An 18,254-nucleotide genomic window follows, 5' to 3' on the forward strand; every position below is an offset into this window, starting at 1 on the left:
TGCCGGTTGACACCCGGCCGTCCACCGCAAGTGGTATCGCCGCAATGACGTGCTTGCAACAGTTTCGCCCTTTATGCGCGATGTCCTTCGATCGGAGGACACCTGGGGTCACCTATGACCCCGGGCGGCCTCATCGACCGGTCGATGCGGCGGTGAACACCGCCAATTGAGCGTCGAAAGCCCGTTTGAAGGCGGGGCGCGCTTCGCCGCGGGCGACATAGGCGGAGATGTCAGGATATTCGTCCAGCAGGCCCGATGCATTCAACCGGCGCAGCACGGTGACCATCAGGAGATCGCCGGCGCTGAACGCACCATCGAGCCAGTCGGCATCGCCGAGGCGAACGGACAATTCGCCGAGCCGGACACGGACGCGATCCCTGAGGACAGGCAGGCGCGCCTCGTACCAGCTCTTGTCGCGCTCGAAAAGCATGGCCATCCCGAGATCGACGATCGGCGGTTCCAGCGTGCTCAGCGCGGCAAACATCCATGTGATCGCGCGGGCCCTGGCCTTCGCCTCGCCAGGCAGCAGCCCATCATGGCGCTCCGCGATATGGAGCACGATCGCGCCGGACTCGAACAAAGTGAGATCGCCGTCCTCAAAGGTCGGAATCTGCCCGAAGGGATGCAGCACAAGATGCGCGGGCTGCTTCATCTCGCTGAACGAAACAAGACGGACGTCGTAGGGCTGGCCCACCTCCTCGAGCGCCCAGCGAACCCGCATGTCGCGTGCCTGACCCCTGCCGCGGTCGGGCGAACTTGCGAAGGCTGTGATGGTGGGGATCATCGGAAGGCTCCATACTCCGTCATTGCGAGCGCAGCGAAGCAACCTAGATTGCTGCCGCGGAGACAGTCTGGGTTGCTTCGCCGCATCAGCGCAAAATTGCTACGCAATTTTGTCGCGAGCTCCTCGCAATTGACGCTGTTTGCGGCAGCGCGCCGCTCACGGATCATTGCGTGATGCCAGCGAGGCGTTCGGCTTAGCACTTTGCGCCCAGAGGACGAACGAGCAACGCGGATTCCGACAATCTACCCGCGTCGTATTTTGGCGACACCGTTGCCAAACCCGCGGTGTCGTCCCGGCCTAGTGCGCAATCGCGCACGGGGGGCCGGGACCCATAGCCCCAGGAAGTGATTTGGCGAAGATTCGTGGTCCGGTCGACTATCATGTTCACCGACAGACCTCGCCGTATGGGTCCCGGCCTTCGCCGGGACGACGGCTGAGCGCGCGGCGCTATCCGTTATCCAGTCTGCGAGCCGATCCACGCCGCAAGCTCCCGCCACGGCTCCAGCGTCCAATGACCGGACGCAGCGCCGGAAGGTGATGGGAGCACGAATATGTCCGGCAAACCTCCTTCGGCTTTCTGCCGCCCAAGTGAAATCGCGCTCGACGGCCTGCCATAAAACAGGCTCGCAGCCTTCTTGCTCGTGAACGCCATGGTCCTCGGCCGATACTTTTCGATCTTGGCCCTAAACCCCGGCACGTCGATCGTTTCAGCCTCGATCTGGTGATCCATCCCGGCCCCGGACTTGGAGAGATCGGTGAAGCCGATCCCGAGTTCGAGCAGGCTTGCGAACTCGCCCGGCTGATAGCGCCGCGGCGTGATGCCGGCCTCATGGATCGCGCGCCAGAAGCGGTTGCCGGGATGGGCGTAATAGTGCCCGAGTGCGGCCGAGCGCGTGCTGGCGGCGGTGCCGACGAAGACGAGGCGGAGGTTGGGAAGGAGTTGGTCGGGGAGGCGGTCAAGAATGCCGTTAGGCATTTGCTCAACGCGCTTGAAGTTCAGTGAGACGATTTCCGAGAATCCACCATTTTTTGTGGACGGCCTCTATTCCACCTCCGTTCCGGATACCCCAGCTTCCTGGGTGCGGAAGACCGTAGATCTCGATACCACGATGATTGATGCAATGCTCTGGCTGGAATGCCTGCTTGAAGAGGCGACACTCTTCGTTCAGTGATCGACAAATTGCTTCGTACGCACTCTTACCGAGGCAGACGACAATTCTCGGCGAGATAATCTCAATTTGGGGAATGGCATACTCCCTTGCACAATAGTCCATGTCGCGGTCTCTTATTCTCGCGTTCATTGGACCCTTCTTGATGAAAGGAAAGAGGTTCGTCGCGTACGTCTCACCAAAATCCAGTCGCATGTTCTGAAGCAGGCTGCATAAATTGACATTTGTACGCAGGCCCCTGCTTTGGCCGTACTTTCTCTGTTCGGAGACTCGCGGCTTTTTTAGTTTGTCGGATGACGACCAATCTTGTCCAAGCAGCATGACGTCTGCGCCAACGTTGTGTGCTGACCTTGTCCAGGGCGAGACAAAATAGCATTCATAATATCCGTCATGAAAATCGCTCAGCCGGCAGTAGCCATCAATACTGTCGCGGCGGCGCTTCTTGGCCAATTGTCGAAGCGCCGCCCATTTTTGTTCCGGTGACATTCAGGAATTGCGTCCTTCACAACACCCGATTGCTCTCCTTCACCTTCTCCGCATCGAGATACACGCTACTCCCCATCTCCTTGAACTTCGCGCTCATCTGCTTCATGCCGTCCTCAGCGGTCCCGCTCATCGACATGCCGACGCTGTTCGGATCATTCAACGTCGCGGCATAATCCCGCACGTCCTGCGTGATCTTCATCGAGCAGAATTTTGGGCCGCACATCGAGCAGAAATGCGCGACCTTGTGGGCTTCCTTCGGCAGGGTCTCGTCGTGGAAGTTCTTGGCGGTATCGGGATCGAGGCCGAGGTTGAACTGGTCGCTCCAGCGGAAGTCGAAACGGGCGCGCGAGAGCGCGTCGTCGCGCAGTTGGGCGGCCGGGTGACCCTTGGCGAGATCGGAGGCGTGGGCGGCGATCTTGTAGGTGATGACGCCGACCTTGACGTCGTTGCGGTCGGGTAGCCCAAGATGCTCCTTCGGCGTGACGTAGCAGAGCATGGCGCAGCCGAACCAGCCGATCATGGCAGCTCCGATGCCTGAGGTGATGTGGTCGTAGCCAGGCGCGATGTCGGTGGTCAGCGGTCCAAGCGTGTAGAACGGCGCTTCGCCGCATTCCTTGAGCTGCTTGTCCATGTTGATCTTGATCTTGTGCATCGGCACGTGGCCGGGGCCTTCGATCATGACCTGGCAGCCCTTGTCCCACGCGATTTTTGTCAATTCGCCGAGTGTCTCGAGTTCGGCAAACTGCGCGCGGTCGTTGGCGTCGGCGATTGAGCCCGGACGCAATCCATCGCCCAATGAGAAGGAGACGTCGTATTTGCGCATCAAGTCGCAAATTTCATCGAAGTGGGTGTAGAGAAAACTCTCCTTGTGGTGCGCCAGGCACCACTTCGCCATGATCGAGCCGCCGCGCGAGACGATGCCGGTAACGCGGTTGGCGGTGAGGTGGATGTATTGCAGGCGCACGCCGGCGTGGATGGTGAAATAGTCGACGCCCTGCTCGCACTGCTCGATCAGCGTGTCCTTGTAGAGCTCCCAGGTCAGCTGCACCGGATCGCCGTTGCACTTCTCCAGCGCCTGATAAATGGGAACGGTGCCGATCGGCACCGGCGCGTTGCGCAAAATCCATTCGCGGGTGGTGTGGATGTTGCGGCCGGTGGAGAGGTCCATCACGGTGTCGGCGCCCCAGCGGATCGCCCACACCATCTTCTCGACCTCTTCCTCGACCGACGAGGTCACCGCCGAGTTGCCGATATTGGCGTTGATTTTTGTGAGGAAGTTGCGGCCGATGATCATCGGCTCGAGTTCACTGTGGTTGATGTTGCAGGGAATGATGGCGCGGCCGCGGGCGATCTCGCTGCGGACGAACTCCGGAGTGATGAAGGCGGGGACTTCCGCACCAAAGCTTTCGCCGTCGGCGAGCGCTGCTTCCGCGCGATCGAGCTGCTGCTTGCGGCCGAGATTTTCGCGCGCGGCGACGTAGATCATCTCCTTGGTGATGATGCCGGCGCGGGCGAATTCGAGCTGCGTGATCTTGTGGCCGTCGAGGCCGCGCAGCGGCTGGTGATAGGCCGAGAAGGCGCGCGCGGCCTTGTCGGTGGAGACGCTGCCATTGTCCTCCGGCTTGATCTGCCGTCCCGCATATTCCTCGACGCCGCCGCGCTCCAGCACCCAGGCCTTGCGGCCGCGCGCGAGACCGGCGTTGACGTCGATGGTCACGGACGGATCGGTGTAGGGGCCGGAGGTGTCGTAGACCGGCAGGTTCGGCTCGCCGGCGCCTTCGGAGAGGATGATCTCGCGCAGCGGCACGCGCAAATCGGGCGCCGCATCGGGCGAGGCGAAGATCTTTCGCGACGACGGCAGCGGACCGGTGGTGACGGCGGGAACGGTCTTGTCGGGGTTGGAGCGGATGTTCATGGGATCCTCCTTTAATTCGTATGTGTGTGGGCCGGAACGACGCCGGTGAGGTCTTGCTCCGTCATTGCGAGCGCAGCGAAGCAATCCAGAATCTCTCTGCGGAGACAGTCTGGATTGCTTCGTCGCAAGCGCTCCTCGCAATGACGGTGTGGAGAGAGCATGCGCATCACGCCGCCTCCGTAGCTGGGCCGAGCCATTGCCGCACCCGCGCATCAGGGTCGGCATTTTGCGTGACGTCGCTGACGACGGCGATGGAATCGGCGCCCGCGGCAAAGATCTCCGCGGCGTGCTCGAACTTGATGCCGCCGATCGCGACCAGCGGGATGCCGCCGATGCGTTTCTTCCATTCCGTGATCTTGGGAATGCCCTGCGGGGCGAAGCGCATCGATTTCAGCGTGGTGAAGAAGATCGGGCCGAGCGCGACGTAGTCGGGCTTGGCGGCGAGCGCGGTTTCGAGCTCGGCGTCGTCGTGGGTGGAGACGCCGAGCGACAGGCCGGCCTCGCGGATGGTCTTGAGATCCGCGTCGGCAAGATCCTCCTGGCCGAGATGCAGATACTTTGCGCCGGCGACGATCGCCGCGCGCCAGTAGTCGTTCACCACGAGCTTGGCCTGCGTGCCGTTCGTGATCGCCAGCGCATCGCTGACGATCTGGAGCGCGTCGGCGTCGTTGAGGTCTTTCGCGCGCAGCTGGATGGTGCCGACGCCGAGTTTTGTCAGGCGCTCGACCCAGGCGACGCTGTCGACGACAGGGTAGAATCGATCAGGATACGGCATGCCAGAACGGGGTCCCAACGACAGGGGTGGAAGGGGAGGCGAAGTCGCGCGCGTTCATCAGCCCGGCTTCGTAAGCAGTGCGGCCGGCCTCGATGCCGAGGCGGAAGGCGTTGGCCATCGCGACGGGATCGGCGGCTTTGGCGATGGCGGTGTTGAGCAGCACGGCGTCATAGCCGAGCTCGAGCGCCTCGGCCGCGTGGCTCGGCGCGCCGATGCCGGCGTCGACCACCAGCGTGATATCCGGCAGGCGCTCGCGCAGCAGCTTCAGCGCATCGCGGTTGGTGATGCCCTTGGCGCTGCCGATGGGCGCGGCCCACGGCATCACCACCTTACAGCCGGCATCGACCAGGCGGTTCGCGACCGAGAGATCCTCGGTGCAATAGGGGAACACCGCAAAGCCGTCCTTGATCAGGATGGCGGCGGCTTCGACCAGGCCAACGACGTCCGGCTGCAGCGTGTCGTTGTCGGCGATGACTTCGAGCTTGATCCAGGACGTGCCGAACAATTCGCGCGCGAGTTTTGCCGTGGTCACCGCCTCGCGTACGCTGCGGCAGCCGGCGGTGTTCGGCAGCACGGTGACGTCGAGCTCGCGGATCAGGTTCCAGAACGCGTCACCCGTCTTGCCGCCGGCGGATTCGCGGCGCAGTGACACCGTGACGATGTTCGAGCCGGAGGCGCGGATCGCACCTTGCATGATCGCAGGCGACGGATAGAGCGCGCTGCCGATCAGCAGGCGGGAGGCGAAGGTTTTGCCGTAGAAGGTCACCATGGCGGTGTCTCCTCAGATATAGCCGTCGTCCCGGCGAAGGCCGGGACCCATACCGCGTGATTTCTCTCGGGGCACTCTGGCAAAGACCTTTCGCCACAATGAAGGCCCGTGGTTATGGGTCCCGGCCTTCGCCGGGACGACGAGGGGAGAAAGCGTGCCTGCATCACCCTCACCCTCCCTGCCGCGGCGTGATGATCTCGATTTCGTCGCCGGCCTTGAGGTGGGTCGCGGCCCAGCGGCTTTTCGGCACCACGTCGTAGTTCAAGGCGATGGCGAAATGGGTGCCTTCGTAGTCGAGCTCGCTGAGCAGCGCGTCGACGCTTGCCGAGTTCACCTCGCGTTGCTCGCCGTTAACGATCACGCGCATTGCATCACCTCGTTGTCGATCTGGCCGCGCTCGACATAGCCGAGCGTCAGCTCGGCAAGCGCCGGCGCGAGCAGGAAGCCGTGGCGGTAGAGGCCGTTGACGGCGATGTTGCGGTCGCGCACCGCGATCCGCGGCAGATTGTCGGGGTAGGCAGGGCGAAGGCCCGAGCCGAACTCGACGATGCGCGCCTCGCCGAAGGCGGGATGGACGGCATAGGCCGCGCCCAGCAGCTCCAGCGCCGAGCGCACGCTGACGCCGGTGTCCTCGGCCTCGATCGAGGTCGCACCCAGCATGAACTGGTTGTCTTCGCGCGGGATCACGTAGAGCGGCCAGCGCGGATGGATCAGCCGCACCGGGCGCGCCAGCTGCACCTCGCTGGTCTCGATCAGGATCATCTCGCCCTTGACGCCGCGCAGCTCTTGCTGCTCGCCACGTGCGGCGAGGCCGCGGCAATCGATGACGATGCCGTCGAGATCCTTGGCGGTGACGTCGCTATCAAACTTGATGGTGCCGCCGGCGGCGCGGATGCGCTCGTGCAGTTTCGGTAGCACGCGTCGCGGCTCGACATGGCCCTCGGTCGGGAAGAACAGCGCGTCGCGGAAGCGGCCCTCCAGCGACGGTTCGAGCCCGGCAAGGCTGGCCGCATCGAGCCGGCGGTGGCCTTCGGTCATCCGCGCAAAACGCTCGAAATCGTTGCGCTCGCGCGGATGCGCCACGACGAGCGAGCCGTTAAAGGGGGTGTCCGGCAATTCGCGCCGCCAGATATCGAGCGAGCGCAGGCCGAGCCTGGAGATGATGGGTTCGGAAACTTCCGCCTCGCAATAAGGTGCGAGCATGCCGCCGGCCCAATGGCTGGTGGAACAGGTCATGGCGGCGTCGCCGCGCTCGTGGAGCGTCACGGAATGGCCGGCCTGCGCGAACAACAGCGCCTGCCAGGCTCCGGCAATGCCTGCACCGATGATGGATACCGGGGAATCCGGTCGCTTGGTCGTCTGCAACATCCCTGTCCCTTCGCCGGCATGACCCGGATCAGGTTCAAAGGGTCACCGCGGTCCTGGGCCTTCTGACCCATTTAGCGGTATCTCAGCTCCTCCTCGGAGCACCCCTCGGAACGGCTCTAATGTAGGCCAGTGACGGCCTGTGTCAACGCGCTTGGTGGGAACCCTACGCTCTCGTGCCCCGGATGCAGCGCAATGCGCCGCCCTTCGCGGCGTGGTGCGCTGCTGAACCGGGGCCCATTTGTGTTGGGAGTTCTGGGTCCCGGCTCTGCGCAGCAGCGTACCGGACGATGCTTCGCATCGCCGGGGACGCTACGGCGCGTCCGGGACACGGGAGTTACTTCAAGGCCTGCGCCCGCGCGCTACGGACACGCTGCGCCAGCTTCCGGTGCGGCGGGGCGCTGAACATCGGCTGCGGATTGCCGTTCGGCTCCAACCAGGTTTCGGCGCTGGCCTGCTGTACGGGCTCCTGGCGCTGCCGCTTTGCGGCGTAGTAATAGCCGCCTGCATAATAATGAATGGCTCGAGCGTGGTCGCCATTGGCGGCGTGATAGGCGCCGGCGAGGTATTTGACCGCATAGGTGAGATTGGTGTCGGGATCGCGCAGGCCCGCGGCATCGCCGGTGTAGCCGAGCCCGCGGGCGGTCGCGAGCTTGATCTGCATCAGGCCGATGGTGCCGCCATGGCCGATCAGTTGCGGCTGATAGCGGCTCTCGCGCATGATGACGCGATGCACCAGCGCTTCCGGCACGCCATTGGCGCGCGCATGGGCCGCGACCATCTCGGCGTAGTCGGCCTCGCCCGCGAATGCGGCCTGCGGCGACACCAGTCTGGCCGCGACGAACGCGGCAACGCGTAAAATTTTCATCAGATATCCCCGGATTCCTGAGTGACCTGCGCCCGGTCCGTTACGACTCCCGAACGCGGCGATGATGTGACCAAACGCCGCCGTTAGCGATTTTGCGGCGCAGAGCCGTCGTGATGGCTCAACGCCGGCGCAGGAGTTCCCCTCAGGTCGAGAACCCGCTCGCGGCAGCACGCCTGTCTATTCGCGCGCGGGCGCGAAAGCGAGTATGAAGCGGCTTGCAAATCGGGAGAGGTGCTATGACAAACACGGCAAAAGCACACACCGGCGACATCCCCAGACAGAATCCCTGTGCCCAATGCGGCACGCCGATCGCAAAGCCCGACTGGATCGAGCCGGGCGAGGGGCGCATCTCATATCTCTGGAATTGCCGCGCCTGCGGTTATCGTTTCGAGGCGGTGGCGATCTTCGACGAGGTGGCCGTCGCGCACCCGCCGCTCGCCGCTTAAGGCGCTGGTTACATCGCGATTTCTTTCACCTCTCCCCGCTGGGGGTCCGCTGGGGGAGAGGTGAAGCTAGTACCTACGCCGCGATACGCGGCTGCTGCCACGCCGGCAATTGCATCCGCACGATCAGCCCGTGCGGCTCGCGGTCGTGCAGCGAAAGATCGCCGCCATGGGCGAGCGCGATCGCGCGCGCGATCGACAGGCCGAGGCCGAAGCCCGTGGACTCGTCCATGGTGCGCGCGTCGTCGCCGCGCACGAACGGCTCCAGCATCTCCTGCTTGCGCGCATCCGAGATGCCGGGGCCGTCGTCCTCGACGTCGATGACGAGTTTCGTGCCGGCGACGTCGAGGCGGATCGTGACTTCGGCGCCGAAGCGCACCGCATTCTCGACCAGGTTGGTGACGCCGCGATGCAAATCGTCGGGCCGCGCGGCGGCGGTTGCGGACGCGGGGCCGTCGTAGTGCACGACGTGGCCCATGTCGCCGAACTGGTCGGCGATGACTTGCAGCGTGCTCGCGATGTCGACCAGCGTCACCGCCTCGATCTTGCGGTCGTTGCGCAGCAGCGACAGCACGGATTCCAGCATCGAGCGCATCTGGTCGAGATCGATCAGCATGCGCTTGCGATTGCCCTCGTCCTCGATGAACTCGGCGCGCAAGCGCAGCCGCGTGATCGGGGTGCGCAGATCGTGGCTGATCGCCGCCAGCATCCTGGTGCGGTCCGACATCAGCCGCGCGATCCGCTCGTGCATGCGGTTGAGCGCGCGGGCGACCGAGCGGATCTCCTCAGGGCCGCGTTCGGGCAGGGGGTCGGCCGCTCCGTCGAGGCTGAAATTCTCGGCGGCTTTGGCGAAGGAGGACAGCGGCGCGGCCAGCGCGTAGGCCGCCCACAGGCCGAGCATCGAGACGCTGATCAGCGCAAACAGCAGCGTCATGATCCACGGGCCGCCCCAGAACCGCGGCGGATAGGCCGGCTGCTCGACGCGGCCCGCGATCATGGTGCCGTCGGGCAGTTCGACCGCGACGCGGTGCACGCCGTAGTCCGGCGCGAGCGGGAGAACCTTGTACTGACGACCGAGATGCCGGCGCACATAGTGCGCATGCTGGCCTTCGCTGTCGTCGCTGACGGTGGCCGTCCCCGGCGCGACCAGCTCGATCTTCGCCTTCGGGAACGCGCGCACGATGTCGGCAAGGATCCGCGGCCGCTCGCTGTCCGCGGCGCCGTTGAGCAGCAGCGCGGCGTCCGCAAGCTGATGCGCGCTATCGGGCGGCGGGTCAGCGCGATCCGGCCGGTTGATCAGGAAGCTCACGGTGAGGATCAGATGCAGCGCGACGAGCGAGGCCACCACCAGCGCGGCGATCTGCCCGCCGATGCTCTTGAGGTGGAAGAAGCGGAACGGCGTCATGATGGCCGTTCCGTCAGTTGCTCAGGGGCGCCGTGACCGCTTCCGTTCTGGGGGTGAACAAATAGCCACCGGAGCGCACCGTCTTGATGAGGGTCGGATCGTGCGGATTGGGCTCGATCTTGCGGCGGATGCGGCTGACCAGCACGTCGATGGAGCGCTCGAACGAGCCGGTGTTGCGGCCCTGCGTCAGGTCGAGCAGGCTGTCGCGCGACAGCACGCGGCCGGGCCGCTCGCAGAACGTCCTGAGCAGGTCGAACTCGGCGCTGGTCACCGCGACGCGCGCGCCTTCCGGATTGCGCAGCTCGCGCAGGCGCAAATCGATGCGCCAGCCCTCGAAGGCGAGCGTGCTGGCGCCCTCGATCGAGCTTGCCGCCTGCGCCGACGCCTGGCGGCGCAGCACCGCGTTGATGCGGGCGAGCAACTCGCGCGGGTTGAACGGCTTCGGCAGATAATCATCCGCGCCCATCTCGAGGCCAACGATGCGGTCGACGTCCTCGCCGCGCGCGGTCAACATGATGATCGGCGTCTGGGCCTCCGAGCGCACCTTGCGGCACAGGCTCAAGCCGTCCTCGCCGGGCAGCATGACGTCGAGGATGATGAGATCAACGCGGTGATCGGCCATGGCGCGCGACATCTCGCGGCCATCGCTCACGGCGGTGACGTTGCAGGCGTTGTTGCGCAGGTACTTCGCAATCAACGTCCGGGTTTCGCGGTCGTCCTCGACGACCAGGATGTTGGGAGAGGAAATGGCCATGAGCTTTGTTTGTCCAAGATTCGGGCCAAAAGGCGAAGATTTTTGTTTCAGATCGTTTCTGAACGTCTTTTCGCAACACCTGGCAACGACCGGGCAGTGGAATGGCAAGGTCCCGTTAAGAGCGTTAACCATACCGTGGCGTGGTCAGCTACGAAACCCCGCAAACCCACGGAGCCATCATGACTTCGATTTCGGCGGCCTCCGCCGGCAACTACCAGTCGCCGCTTCAGCGATTGCAGCAGGAATTGCAATCTGAAGTTTCTGACGGGACGGTCTCCTCCTCGGACCAGTCCGCGCTCTCGACGGCCCTGACCGACATCGATACGGCGCTCCAGCAGAGCCGGTCCAGCGATCAGTCGAGCGGCACCAAGCCCTCGAAGGACGACATCAAGTCGAAGATCGACGATCTCATCTCCAACGAGGTCTCGAACGGGACGCTGACCTCCGACCAGGCCACGGAGCTGAAGGGCGTGTTTCAGTCCGCCTTCGCCAACGGTCCCGGCGGCACCGGCGGTCCCGGTGGTGCAGGTGGCCCGCCGCCCGGTCCGCCGCCGGACGACAGCTCTTCTTCGGATTCGTCGTCGTCCACGGATTCGACGAGCAGCAGCTCGACCGACTCCAGCACGGCCAAGATCCTCGAGCAGTTCCTCCAGGCGCTCCAGCAGTCGCAGTCCTCGTCGTCGAGCTCGTCTTACGGTGCCAATGGCAGCACGACGAACTCGTCGAGCAGCTCGGATTTCTCTGCGCTTCTGATCGACTACCAGAGCTAACCTGTGCGACGCGGGTTGGCGCGTTCCTCGCCGCGATTGTGCTTCACCCAGGGCGCATGATCGTCGGCCGGGAACCGCGCATCCCGAACGTTCCTGCGTGACAACGTTCCCAAGTGACTTAGGAACTTTCATCGCAATGCAACGCGGCCATCGCGCGACGAAATTGCCGCAGTTCAGGAACTGCAATTGATCGTCGCTGTTCTCTCCATACGAGTTTTCTGAAGGAGAGGACAACATGTTGATGAAATCGATCGCGACCGGCCTTGCCGGCACCGCGCTGCTTGCGACTGTTGCGTTTGCGCAATCGCCGACCGCCACCACCGACAAGGCGCCGCCCGCGGCTGCCGCGACGACGACCACCACAACCGCCTCGGGCGAGTGGCGCGCATCGAAAATGGCGGGGTTGAAGATCTACAACGACGCCAACGAGAACATCGGTTCGATCAATGATCTCTTGATGGACAAGAGCGGCAACGTGAAGATCGCCGTGGTCGGCGTCGGCGGCTTCCTCGGCATGGGCGAGCATCTGGTCGCCGTGCCGTATGAGAAGCTGAAGTTCGTCAACGAGGCCGTGGCCTACACCGGCACCGGCACCGGCGCGAACCCGGGTGCCAAGCCCGCGGCGAGCACGACGACCGGTGCTGCGACCGGCATGGACAAGCCCGCCACGACGACCACGACCGCCTCGTCGTCCTCGAAGTGGTATCCGGACCACGCCGTGTTCAACGCGTCCAAGGACGAACTGAAGAACATGCCCGAGTTCAAGTACTCGGAGTAATGCGGCTCGCTTGACCGCCCAAACGAAGCGCGCCCGGTTCTCACCGGGCGCGCTGTCGTGTCTTCGTCATCGAGATATGTTGACGCTCACCCTGAGCAGCGCGCTCTTCGCGCGCGTCTCGAAGGGCGAGGCCACCAGCCGGGCCTTCATCCTTCGAGACGCTTGCTTCGCAAGCTCCTCAGGATGAGGAATGGGTAGCCCGGGCAGGCGCCATGGCGGCGCGGGTTGCGCTCAGTGCGTCACCAGCGGACAGCCGCCCTTGTCGAGCGGACGGAATGCCTCTTCGCCGGGCACGGTGGCGATCAGTTTGTAGAGATCCCATTCGCCCTTGGATTCCTCGGGCTTCTTCACCTCGAACAGATACATGTCGTGGACCATGCGGCCATCGATGCGGATCTTGCCGTTCTTGGCGAAGAAGTCGTTGATCGGCGTGGCGCGCATCTGCTCCATTACTTTCGGCGCCTCGTCGGTCTTGATGGCGTCGATCGCCTTCAGATAGTGCATGGTCGCCGAATAGAGGCCGGCCTGGATCATGGTCGGCATGTGCCCGACCTTCTCGTTGAAGCGCTTTGAGAAGGCGCGGGTCTCGTCGTTCATGTCCCAGTAGAACGCGTCGGTGACGATCAGGCCTTGCGTCGCCTTGATGCCGAGCGAGTGCGTGTCGGTGATCTCCTGCAAGAGCGCGATCATCTTCTGGCCGCCCTGCACCAGGCCGAATTCGGCCGCCTGCTTCAGGGCGTTGGTGGTGTCACCGCCGGCGTTCGCCAGCGCGACCACTTTGGCCTTCGAGGCTTGTGCCTGGAGCAGGTAGGAGGAGAAGTCCGACGAGTTGAGCGGGTGGCGGACGTCGCCGAGCACCTTGCCGCCGCTCTCCTTCACCACGTTGGCGGCGTCGCGCTCGAGCGCCATGCCGAAGGCGTAGTCGGCGGTGACGAAGAACCAGGTGTCCTCACCGCGCTTGACCATCGCCCTGCCGGCGACGTTCGACAGCGCATAGGTGTCGTAGGTCCAGTGCACCGTGTTGGGCGAGCAGGCGACGCCGGTGATGTCGGAGGAGCCGCCGCCGGAATTGATGTTAATCTTGTTCTTCTCGCGCGTCAGCGCCGAGATCGGCAGTGCCACCGAGGAGGTGGGTACGTCGAAGATGGCGTCGACCTTGTCGTTGTCGTACCAGTTGCGGGCGATGTTGACGCCGACATCGGGCTTGTTCTGGTGGTCGGCGGCGACGACCTGAACGGGCTTGCCGGCGACCTTGGCGCCATAATCTGCGACCGCCATCTCCACCGCGGCAAGCGAGCCCTTGCCGGTCGCATCCGCATAAAGGCTCGACATGTCCGTGAGCACGCCGATCTTGACGACGTCGTCGGAAATCTGCGCCTGCGCCGTGCCGCAGGTCGCGGCGATGGCGAAGCTGGCCGCGACGGCGGCAATGAGTTTTTGCATATTGTTGTTCTCCCTGTGAATTGTTGTTTGGGCGTTGTTGCAGGCTCGTTCTAGCCGCAATCGATGCCGCCCGCAAAGCCACGAGCGCCGCAAATGCAAAAGGGCGGTGGCTGAGCGGGCGTAGAGGGAACTCTTGAAGCGTCGATCGCTTCGCGACGCCGCCGGTCAGGCGCTGCCCTTGAGCCGTTCGTTGCGTCGGCGCAAGCCTTCCAGGGTGGCGAGGAGGATGACCGATACCGTCGTCAAAATCACCGCCGCGGCCGTGATGGTCGGGCTGATGTTCTCGCGGATGCCGCTGAACATCTCGCGCGGCAGCGTGCGCTGTTCGGGACCTGCCATGAACAGCACGATCACCACCTCGTCGAAGCTTGTCGCGAAGGCGAACAGCGCGCCCGACGCCAGGCCGGGCAGGATCAGCGGCAGGATCACGCGGCGGAACGCCTCAGTCGGCGAGGCGCCGAGTGACGCGGCGGCGCGTGCCAAATTGGTGTCGAAGCTTTGCAGCGTCGCGCCGACCGTGATCACCACAAAGGGCGTCGCCAGCGCGGTGTGGGCCAGGATCAAGCCGAGATAGCTGCCGGTCAGACCGATCGGCGCGAAGAAAAAATACAGACCGACCGCGGTGATGACACCGGGCACGACGACCGGCGACAGCACGAAAGCCAGCACGAGCGGTTTGAACCGGCTCTTCCACTGCGCCAGCCCCAGTGCGGCCAGCGTGCCGAGAACCATCGACAGCACGGTCGAGGCGACGCCGATGATCATGCTGTTCTTCAGCGAATTCATCCAGCGCGGCGAATTGATGAAGTCGTCGTACCAGCGCAAGGAGAGGCCTGGCAGCGGATAGGTCAGGTAGGAGCCCGAGCTGAAGGACAGCGGCATGATCGCAAGGATTGGCGCGATCAGGAAAATGAACACCAGCGTGGAGATGACGATGGTCGCGGTCCACGCGATGCGCTGGCCGGGCGTGCGGAGGGAGGCATTATCGCTCAATTCTTCATTCCTCCCGTGACCTGCTGTCCCTGCACCAGCTTGCCGTAGACGAGAGCGAGCAGAACAGTGGCCAGCAGCAGCACCGCACCCAACGCCGAAGCAAGGCCCCAGTTCGCCGTCTCGGTCGTGTAGAGCGCGATGAAGTAGCTGATCATCTGGTCGGCGGCGCCCCCGACGAGTGCCGGCGTGATGTAGTAGCCGAGCGCGAGGATGAAGACGAGCAGGCTTCCCGCGCCGATGCCGGGCAGCGTTTGAGGCAGGTAGATCCGCAGGAAGGCGGTGACCGGTGGCGCTCCGAGCGAGGCGGCGGCACGCATGTAGGCAGGCGAGATCGCCTTCATGCTGCTGTACAGCGGCAGGATCATGAACGGCAAGAGAACGTGGGTCATGGCCACGCAGACACCGAAGCGATTGTAGATCAGGCGCAACGGCTCGTCGATGATGCCAAGCCATTGCAGGCTGTCGTTCACGACGCCTTTGCTCTGCAACAAGACGATCCAGGCGCAGGTGCGGACCAGAAGCGAAGTCCAGAATGGCAGCAGCACGAAGATCATCAGCAGGTTCGACCGGCCCGGCGGCAGCGTCGCCAGCAGGTAAGCGACCGGGAAGCCAAGGATCAGGCAGAGTGCCGTGACGCCGAGGCTGATGATGAAGGTACGGACGAATACGTCGCGGTAGATGGCCTGATCCGGCGGGGCTGCGACGATCGCGCCGTCCACGTTCCGCGTCAGGTCGAGCGCCGCCAGAAGGTAGAAGCCGGTCACTGGGCCACTGGCGTTCTTGATCGTCGTCCAGGTGGTGCGTTCGCGCCAGGCCGGGTTGATCTTGCCCAGCGCCTCCTTGGCCGTGCCGGCCTCCGGCACCGCCTTCAGATTGCGTGCAGTGCTGGTCAGGATGGTGCGGAAGCCGTTCAGTGCGTAGTTGAGCCGCTTCGCCGCGATGGCCACGGTGCCGGAGGCGCGGGCCGCCAGGATGTCGGTTGCCAGCGCCGCGTAGACCTTTTCGTCCGGGAGGTCCTTGCCGTCCCAATTGGCGAGAGCAGCTATTGTTTGCGGCAGAGCCTGACGCACCTCCCGGTCATCGACCGAGCGCCACAGCATGCCGGCGATCGGGCCTGCGAAGGTGAAGAGCAGGAAGACGAGAAGCGGCAGCACCAGCGCCAATGCCTTGACCTGGCGTGTCCGCTCCGCACGCCTCAATCGGCGCTTGAGCGGCACCTCGGTCGACGCATCGGCGCCAGTCAAGAGCGCATCCGTCATTGGTCGAGCCTTGTGGGGGCGCTATTTCGCGGCCCATTTGTTGAAGCGCTCGGTCAGACGGTCGATGTTCTCGAGCCAGAAGGCAACGTTGATCTCGACCGCGTTCTTGATGTTGTCAGGCGCTGTCGGCAGGTCCTTCAGAACGGCGGGTTGCAGCTTGGCGGCTGCGTCCTTGTTCGAGGTGCCATAGGCAATGTTCTCCGACAGCCTGGACTGGTTCTCCGCTTTGCCTGCGAAGTCCAGGAACTTGTAGGCCGCGTCCTTGTTCGGGCTACCCTTCAGGATGACCCAACTGTCGAGGGTGAAGAGCGCTCCGTCCCATACCATGCCAAAATTCTTCTTCTCGTTCTTGTTCGCGGTGTCGATGCGGCCATTGTAGACCGAGGTCATTGCCACCTCGCCCGAAGCGAGCAATTGCGGCGGCTGGGCGCCGGCCTTCCACCAGACGATGTCGCCCTTGATGGTGTCCAGCTTCTTGAACGCGCGATCGACGCCTTCGTCGGTCGCCAGCACCTTGTAGACGTCCTTCGGTGCGACGCCGTCGGCCATGAGGGCGATCTCCAGCGTGGTCTTCGGGCCCTGACGCAGGCCGCGCTTGCCAGGAATCTTCCTGGTGTCGAAGAAGTCGGCCCAGCCCGCAGGAGCGTCCTTCAGCTTGTCCCTGTCGTAGCCGAGAACGAAATCGTAGAGGATGGCGCCGACGCCGCAGGGATTAACTGACGGCGGGATATAGGCGGCCTCGCCGCCGATTTTGGAATAATCCAGCTTCTCGAACAGCCCTTCCTCGCAGCCGACCGCCAGCTCGTCGCTCTCGACCTGGACGACGTCCCAGGTGGCAGCACCACCCTGCACCTTGGCGCGCAACACGCCGACGCCGCCGTCCCAGGACTCGTCGTTCATCGGGACCCCAGCTGCCTTCTTGAACGGCTCGAAATAGACCTTCTTCTGGGCATCCTGATACGCGCCGCCCCACGATACGACGGTGAGGTCACGCGCCTGCGCGACCGTGGCCAGCGCAACGCTAGCGCCGAACGCCGCGGCGAAACCCAGAGCAATCTTGCCAATCTTGCGCTTCAGCATGGTCTTTGTTCCTTCTTCATCTGCGTTGCGTTGAGAATGATCGATGCCGGTCCGGATCAGACGGGATCGAGGGCCAGGCAGTCCTCGGGGCGGAAGGTGATGGACACACTTTCACCATGTCGCAGGCTGTCATGCGCCCCGGGCTGAAGCTTGACCATGAACTCCCCGTTGCCGGCGACGTCGAGGACGGCCAGCGCGTGGTCGCCGAGATAGATGGTGTTCTGCACCTTGGCCGGCAGTCGGTTCGGTCCCTCGCTGGAGGTGTCATCCAGGATAATCGCGATCCGCTCCGGCCGCACCGACAGGGAGGTCGATGCGCCCGCGCCTGATACATTGACCGCCCGTGCGGTCACGGCGCCGCCACCAGCCAGCGCGACGCGGCAAAATTCCCTTTCGATCGTCTCGACGGTGCCGGCCAGCACATTGTTCTCGCCGATGAAGTGAGCGACGAAGCTGTTCACCGGATGCTCATACAGCGCGTCGGGCCTGTCGATCTGCTGCACGATGCCGTCGTTGAACACGGCGATGCGGTCCGACATGGTGAGCGCTTCACTCTGATCGTGGGTGACGTAGACGACGGTGATGCCCATCGTGTCGTGCAGTTGCTTGATCTCCAGTTGCATCTGCTCGCGCAGGCGCTTGTCCAGGGCGCCCAGGGGCTCGTCCATCAGCACGAGTTGCGGATTGAAAACCAGCGCGCGGGCCAGCGCCACGCGCTGCTGCTGACCGCCGGACAGCTGCCCGGGCCGCCGGTGCGCCAGGGTTTCCATCTTGATCATGCGCAAGGCCGCCCTTACGCGCTCCTGCGCTTCTGCCTTGTTCGTCTTGCGAACGGATAGCGGGAAGGCGATGTTCTCCGCGATTGTCAGGTGCGGAAACAAGGCATAGTTCTGGAACACCATGCCGATGTCGCGCTTGTGGGGCGGCACGTTCTTGATCGGCCGGTCAGCGAGATAGATCTCGCCCTGGGTTGGAACCTCGAAGCCTGCCAGCATCATCAGCGTGGTCGTCTTGCCCGAGCCCGACGGGCCGAGCAGGGTGACGAACTCGCCCTTCCTGATTTCGAGGTCGAGGTTCTTCACCACGAGGTGCTCGCCATCGTAGGTCTTCTGAATGCCGGAAAAGCGCACCAGCGTCGGCGCGGGCGTGACCATGCCGGCTTCCATGTCGTCCTCGCGTTGTCCCCTACAGCGCCGTC

Annotated in this window: 19 protein-coding genes and 1 riboswitch; of the genes, 3 read left to right on the forward strand and 16 right to left on the reverse strand. The window is 64.0% G+C overall.

Annotated features, from left to right (window positions below):
- Positions 1-130: 130 nt before the first annotated feature.
- The 9 genes from ABIB73_RS10580 to ABIB73_RS10620 form a co-directional block, all read right to left on the reverse strand.
- Positions 131-784, reverse strand: a complete 654-nt coding sequence (locus ABIB73_RS10580; protein WP_354223712.1) for a glutathione S-transferase family protein — start codon at positions 782-784, stop codon at positions 131-133.
- Positions 785-1,238: 454 nt separating this feature from the next.
- Entirely contained in the window at positions 1,239-1,760 is a 522-nt protein-coding gene (locus ABIB73_RS10585; protein WP_354223714.1) for a mismatch-specific DNA-glycosylase, read from the reverse strand.
- Positions 1,761-1,764: 4 nt separating this feature from the next.
- Positions 1,765-2,439 carry a uracil-DNA glycosylase family protein gene (locus tag ABIB73_RS10590; RefSeq protein ID WP_354223716.1) on the reverse strand — a complete coding sequence of 225 codons (675 nt, stop codon included), beginning with the start codon at positions 2,437-2,439 and terminating at the stop codon, positions 1,765-1,767.
- Between the two features lie 16 nt (positions 2,440-2,455).
- Positions 2,456-4,354, reverse strand: coding sequence for a phosphomethylpyrimidine synthase ThiC (gene thiC, locus ABIB73_RS10595; protein ID WP_354223717.1), 1,899 nt, complete (start codon positions 4,352-4,354; stop codon positions 2,456-2,458).
- 166 nt (positions 4,355-4,520) lie between these two features.
- Complete coding sequence (locus ABIB73_RS10600; protein WP_354223718.1) at positions 4,521-5,129, reverse strand: thiamine phosphate synthase; 609 nt, start codon at positions 5,127-5,129, stop codon at positions 4,521-4,523.
- Positions 5,116-5,898: a thiazole synthase gene (locus tag ABIB73_RS10605; RefSeq protein ID WP_354223719.1), complete on the reverse strand. Its 783-nt coding sequence runs from the start codon at positions 5,896-5,898 to the stop codon at positions 5,116-5,118. The genes ABIB73_RS10600 and ABIB73_RS10605 overlap by 14 nt, the downstream gene beginning before the upstream one ends.
- A gap of 169 nt (positions 5,899-6,067) precedes the next feature.
- Complete coding sequence (thiS, locus tag ABIB73_RS10610) at positions 6,068-6,265, reverse strand: sulfur carrier protein ThiS (protein ID WP_354223721.1); 198 nt, start codon at positions 6,263-6,265, stop codon at positions 6,068-6,070.
- Complete coding sequence (locus ABIB73_RS10615) at positions 6,256-7,266, reverse strand: FAD-dependent oxidoreductase (RefSeq protein WP_354223723.1); 1,011 nt, start codon at positions 7,264-7,266, stop codon at positions 6,256-6,258. Before ABIB73_RS10615 ends, thiS begins: the two co-directional genes overlap by 10 nt.
- Positions 7,254-7,382, reverse strand: a riboswitch (TPP riboswitch). Its footprint overlaps the gene before it by 13 nt.
- A gap of 218 nt (positions 7,383-7,600) precedes the next feature.
- Entirely contained in the window at positions 7,601-8,131 is a 531-nt protein-coding gene (locus tag ABIB73_RS10620) for a transglycosylase SLT domain-containing protein (protein WP_354223725.1), read from the reverse strand.
- Between the two features lie 236 nt (positions 8,132-8,367).
- Between ABIB73_RS10620 and ABIB73_RS10625 the strand changes: the two genes are divergently transcribed.
- Positions 8,368-8,577 (forward strand): hypothetical protein, encoded by a 210-nt coding sequence (locus ABIB73_RS10625; RefSeq protein ID WP_354223727.1) that lies wholly within the window; start codon positions 8,368-8,370, stop codon positions 8,575-8,577.
- Between the two features lie 73 nt (positions 8,578-8,650).
- Here the strand turns inward: ABIB73_RS10625 and ABIB73_RS10630 are convergent, their stop codons facing one another.
- On the reverse strand, positions 8,651-9,979 hold the full coding sequence (locus ABIB73_RS10630) for an ATP-binding protein (protein WP_354223729.1): 1,329 nt from the start codon (positions 9,977-9,979) through the stop codon (positions 8,651-8,653).
- 13 nt (positions 9,980-9,992) lie between these two features.
- Positions 9,993-10,733 carry a response regulator gene (locus ABIB73_RS10635; RefSeq protein WP_354223731.1) on the reverse strand — a complete coding sequence of 247 codons (741 nt, stop codon included), beginning with the start codon at positions 10,731-10,733 and terminating at the stop codon, positions 9,993-9,995.
- 179 nt (positions 10,734-10,912) lie between these two features.
- On the opposite strand from ABIB73_RS10635, the gene ABIB73_RS10640 reads away from it, so the two are divergent.
- Together ABIB73_RS10640 and ABIB73_RS10645 are read left to right on the forward strand one after the other, a co-directional pair.
- The gene (locus ABIB73_RS10640) at positions 10,913-11,503 is read left to right on the forward strand and encodes a hypothetical protein (protein ID WP_354223733.1); all 591 of its coding nucleotides are present in this window, start codon (positions 10,913-10,915) and stop codon (positions 11,501-11,503) included.
- A gap of 235 nt (positions 11,504-11,738) precedes the next feature.
- Positions 11,739-12,281, forward strand: a complete 543-nt coding sequence (locus ABIB73_RS10645; protein ID WP_354223734.1) for a PRC-barrel domain-containing protein — start codon at positions 11,739-11,741, stop codon at positions 12,279-12,281.
- Positions 12,282-12,512: 231 nt separating this feature from the next.
- Here the strand turns inward: ABIB73_RS10645 and ABIB73_RS10650 are convergent, their stop codons facing one another.
- From ABIB73_RS10650 to ABIB73_RS10670, 5 genes are all read right to left on the reverse strand, one after another.
- A complete protein-coding gene (locus ABIB73_RS10650) occupies positions 12,513-13,724 on the reverse strand; it encodes an ABC transporter substrate-binding protein (protein ID WP_354223736.1) in 1,212 nt (403 codons plus the stop codon).
- A gap of 165 nt (positions 13,725-13,889) precedes the next feature.
- Positions 13,890-14,717, reverse strand: coding sequence for an ABC transporter permease (locus ABIB73_RS10655; protein ID WP_354223738.1), 828 nt, complete (start codon positions 14,715-14,717; stop codon positions 13,890-13,892).
- Positions 14,714-15,976 carry an ABC transporter permease gene (locus ABIB73_RS10660; RefSeq protein ID WP_354223740.1) on the reverse strand — a complete coding sequence of 421 codons (1,263 nt, stop codon included), beginning with the start codon at positions 15,974-15,976 and terminating at the stop codon, positions 14,714-14,716. The genes ABIB73_RS10655 and ABIB73_RS10660 overlap by 4 nt, the downstream gene beginning before the upstream one ends.
- 21 nt (positions 15,977-15,997) lie before the next feature.
- Complete coding sequence (locus ABIB73_RS10665) at positions 15,998-17,056, reverse strand: ABC transporter substrate-binding protein (RefSeq protein ID WP_354223741.1); 1,059 nt, start codon at positions 17,054-17,056, stop codon at positions 15,998-16,000.
- A gap of 56 nt (positions 17,057-17,112) precedes the next feature.
- A complete protein-coding gene (locus ABIB73_RS10670) occupies positions 17,113-18,222 on the reverse strand; it encodes an ABC transporter ATP-binding protein (RefSeq protein WP_354223743.1) in 1,110 nt (369 codons plus the stop codon).
- Between the last annotated feature and the right edge of the window lie 32 nt (positions 18,223-18,254).

The sequence above is a fragment of the Bradyrhizobium sp. F1.4.3 genome (genome assembly GCF_040548375.1).
Classification (GTDB): Bacteria; Pseudomonadota; Alphaproteobacteria; order Rhizobiales; family Xanthobacteraceae; genus Bradyrhizobium.

Bases quoted from the DNA above. Each gene is read 5' to 3' on its own strand.
- ABIB73_RS10580 (WP_354223712.1), bottom strand. From the start codon at position 784: ATGATCCCCACCATCACAGCCTTCGCAAGTTCGCCCGACCGCGGCAGG.
- ABIB73_RS10585 (WP_354223714.1), bottom strand. From the start codon at position 1,760: ATGCCTAACGGCATTCTTGACCGCCTCCCCGACCAACTCCTTCCCAAC.
- ABIB73_RS10590 (WP_354223716.1), bottom strand. From the start codon at position 2,439: ATGTCACCGGAACAAAAATGGGCGGCGCTTCGACAATTGGCCAAGAAG.
- thiC (WP_354223717.1), bottom strand. From the start codon at position 4,354: ATGAACATCCGCTCCAACCCCGACAAGACCGTTCCCGCCGTCACCACC.
- ABIB73_RS10600 (WP_354223718.1), bottom strand. From the start codon at position 5,129: ATGCCGTATCCTGATCGATTCTACCCTGTCGTCGACAGCGTCGCCTGG.
- ABIB73_RS10605 (WP_354223719.1), bottom strand. From the start codon at position 5,898: ATGGTGACCTTCTACGGCAAAACCTTCGCCTCCCGCCTGCTGATCGGC.
- thiS (WP_354223721.1), bottom strand. From the start codon at position 6,265: ATGCGCGTGATCGTTAACGGCGAGCAACGCGAGGTGAACTCGGCAAGC.
- ABIB73_RS10615 (WP_354223723.1), bottom strand. From the start codon at position 7,266: ATGTTGCAGACGACCAAGCGACCGGATTCCCCGGTATCCATCATCGGT.
- ABIB73_RS10620 (WP_354223725.1), bottom strand. From the start codon at position 8,131: ATGAAAATTTTACGCGTTGCCGCGTTCGTCGCGGCCAGACTGGTGTCG.
- ABIB73_RS10625 (WP_354223727.1), top strand. From the start codon at position 8,368: ATGACAAACACGGCAAAAGCACACACCGGCGACATCCCCAGACAGAAT.
- ABIB73_RS10630 (WP_354223729.1), bottom strand. From the start codon at position 9,979: ATGACGCCGTTCCGCTTCTTCCACCTCAAGAGCATCGGCGGGCAGATC.
- ABIB73_RS10635 (WP_354223731.1), bottom strand. From the start codon at position 10,733: ATGGCCATTTCCTCTCCCAACATCCTGGTCGTCGAGGACGACCGCGAA.
- ABIB73_RS10640 (WP_354223733.1), top strand. From the start codon at position 10,913: ATGACTTCGATTTCGGCGGCCTCCGCCGGCAACTACCAGTCGCCGCTT.
- ABIB73_RS10645 (WP_354223734.1), top strand. From the start codon at position 11,739: ATGTTGATGAAATCGATCGCGACCGGCCTTGCCGGCACCGCGCTGCTT.
- ABIB73_RS10650 (WP_354223736.1), bottom strand. From the start codon at position 13,724: ATGCAAAAACTCATTGCCGCCGTCGCGGCCAGCTTCGCCATCGCCGCG.
- ABIB73_RS10660 (WP_354223740.1), bottom strand. From the start codon at position 15,976: ATGACGGATGCGCTCTTGACTGGCGCCGATGCGTCGACCGAGGTGCCG.
- ABIB73_RS10665 (WP_354223741.1), bottom strand. From the start codon at position 17,056: ATGCTGAAGCGCAAGATTGGCAAGATTGCTCTGGGTTTCGCCGCGGCG.
- ABIB73_RS10670 (WP_354223743.1), bottom strand. From the start codon at position 18,222: ATGGAAGCCGGCATGGTCACGCCCGCGCCGACGCTGGTGCGCTTTTCC.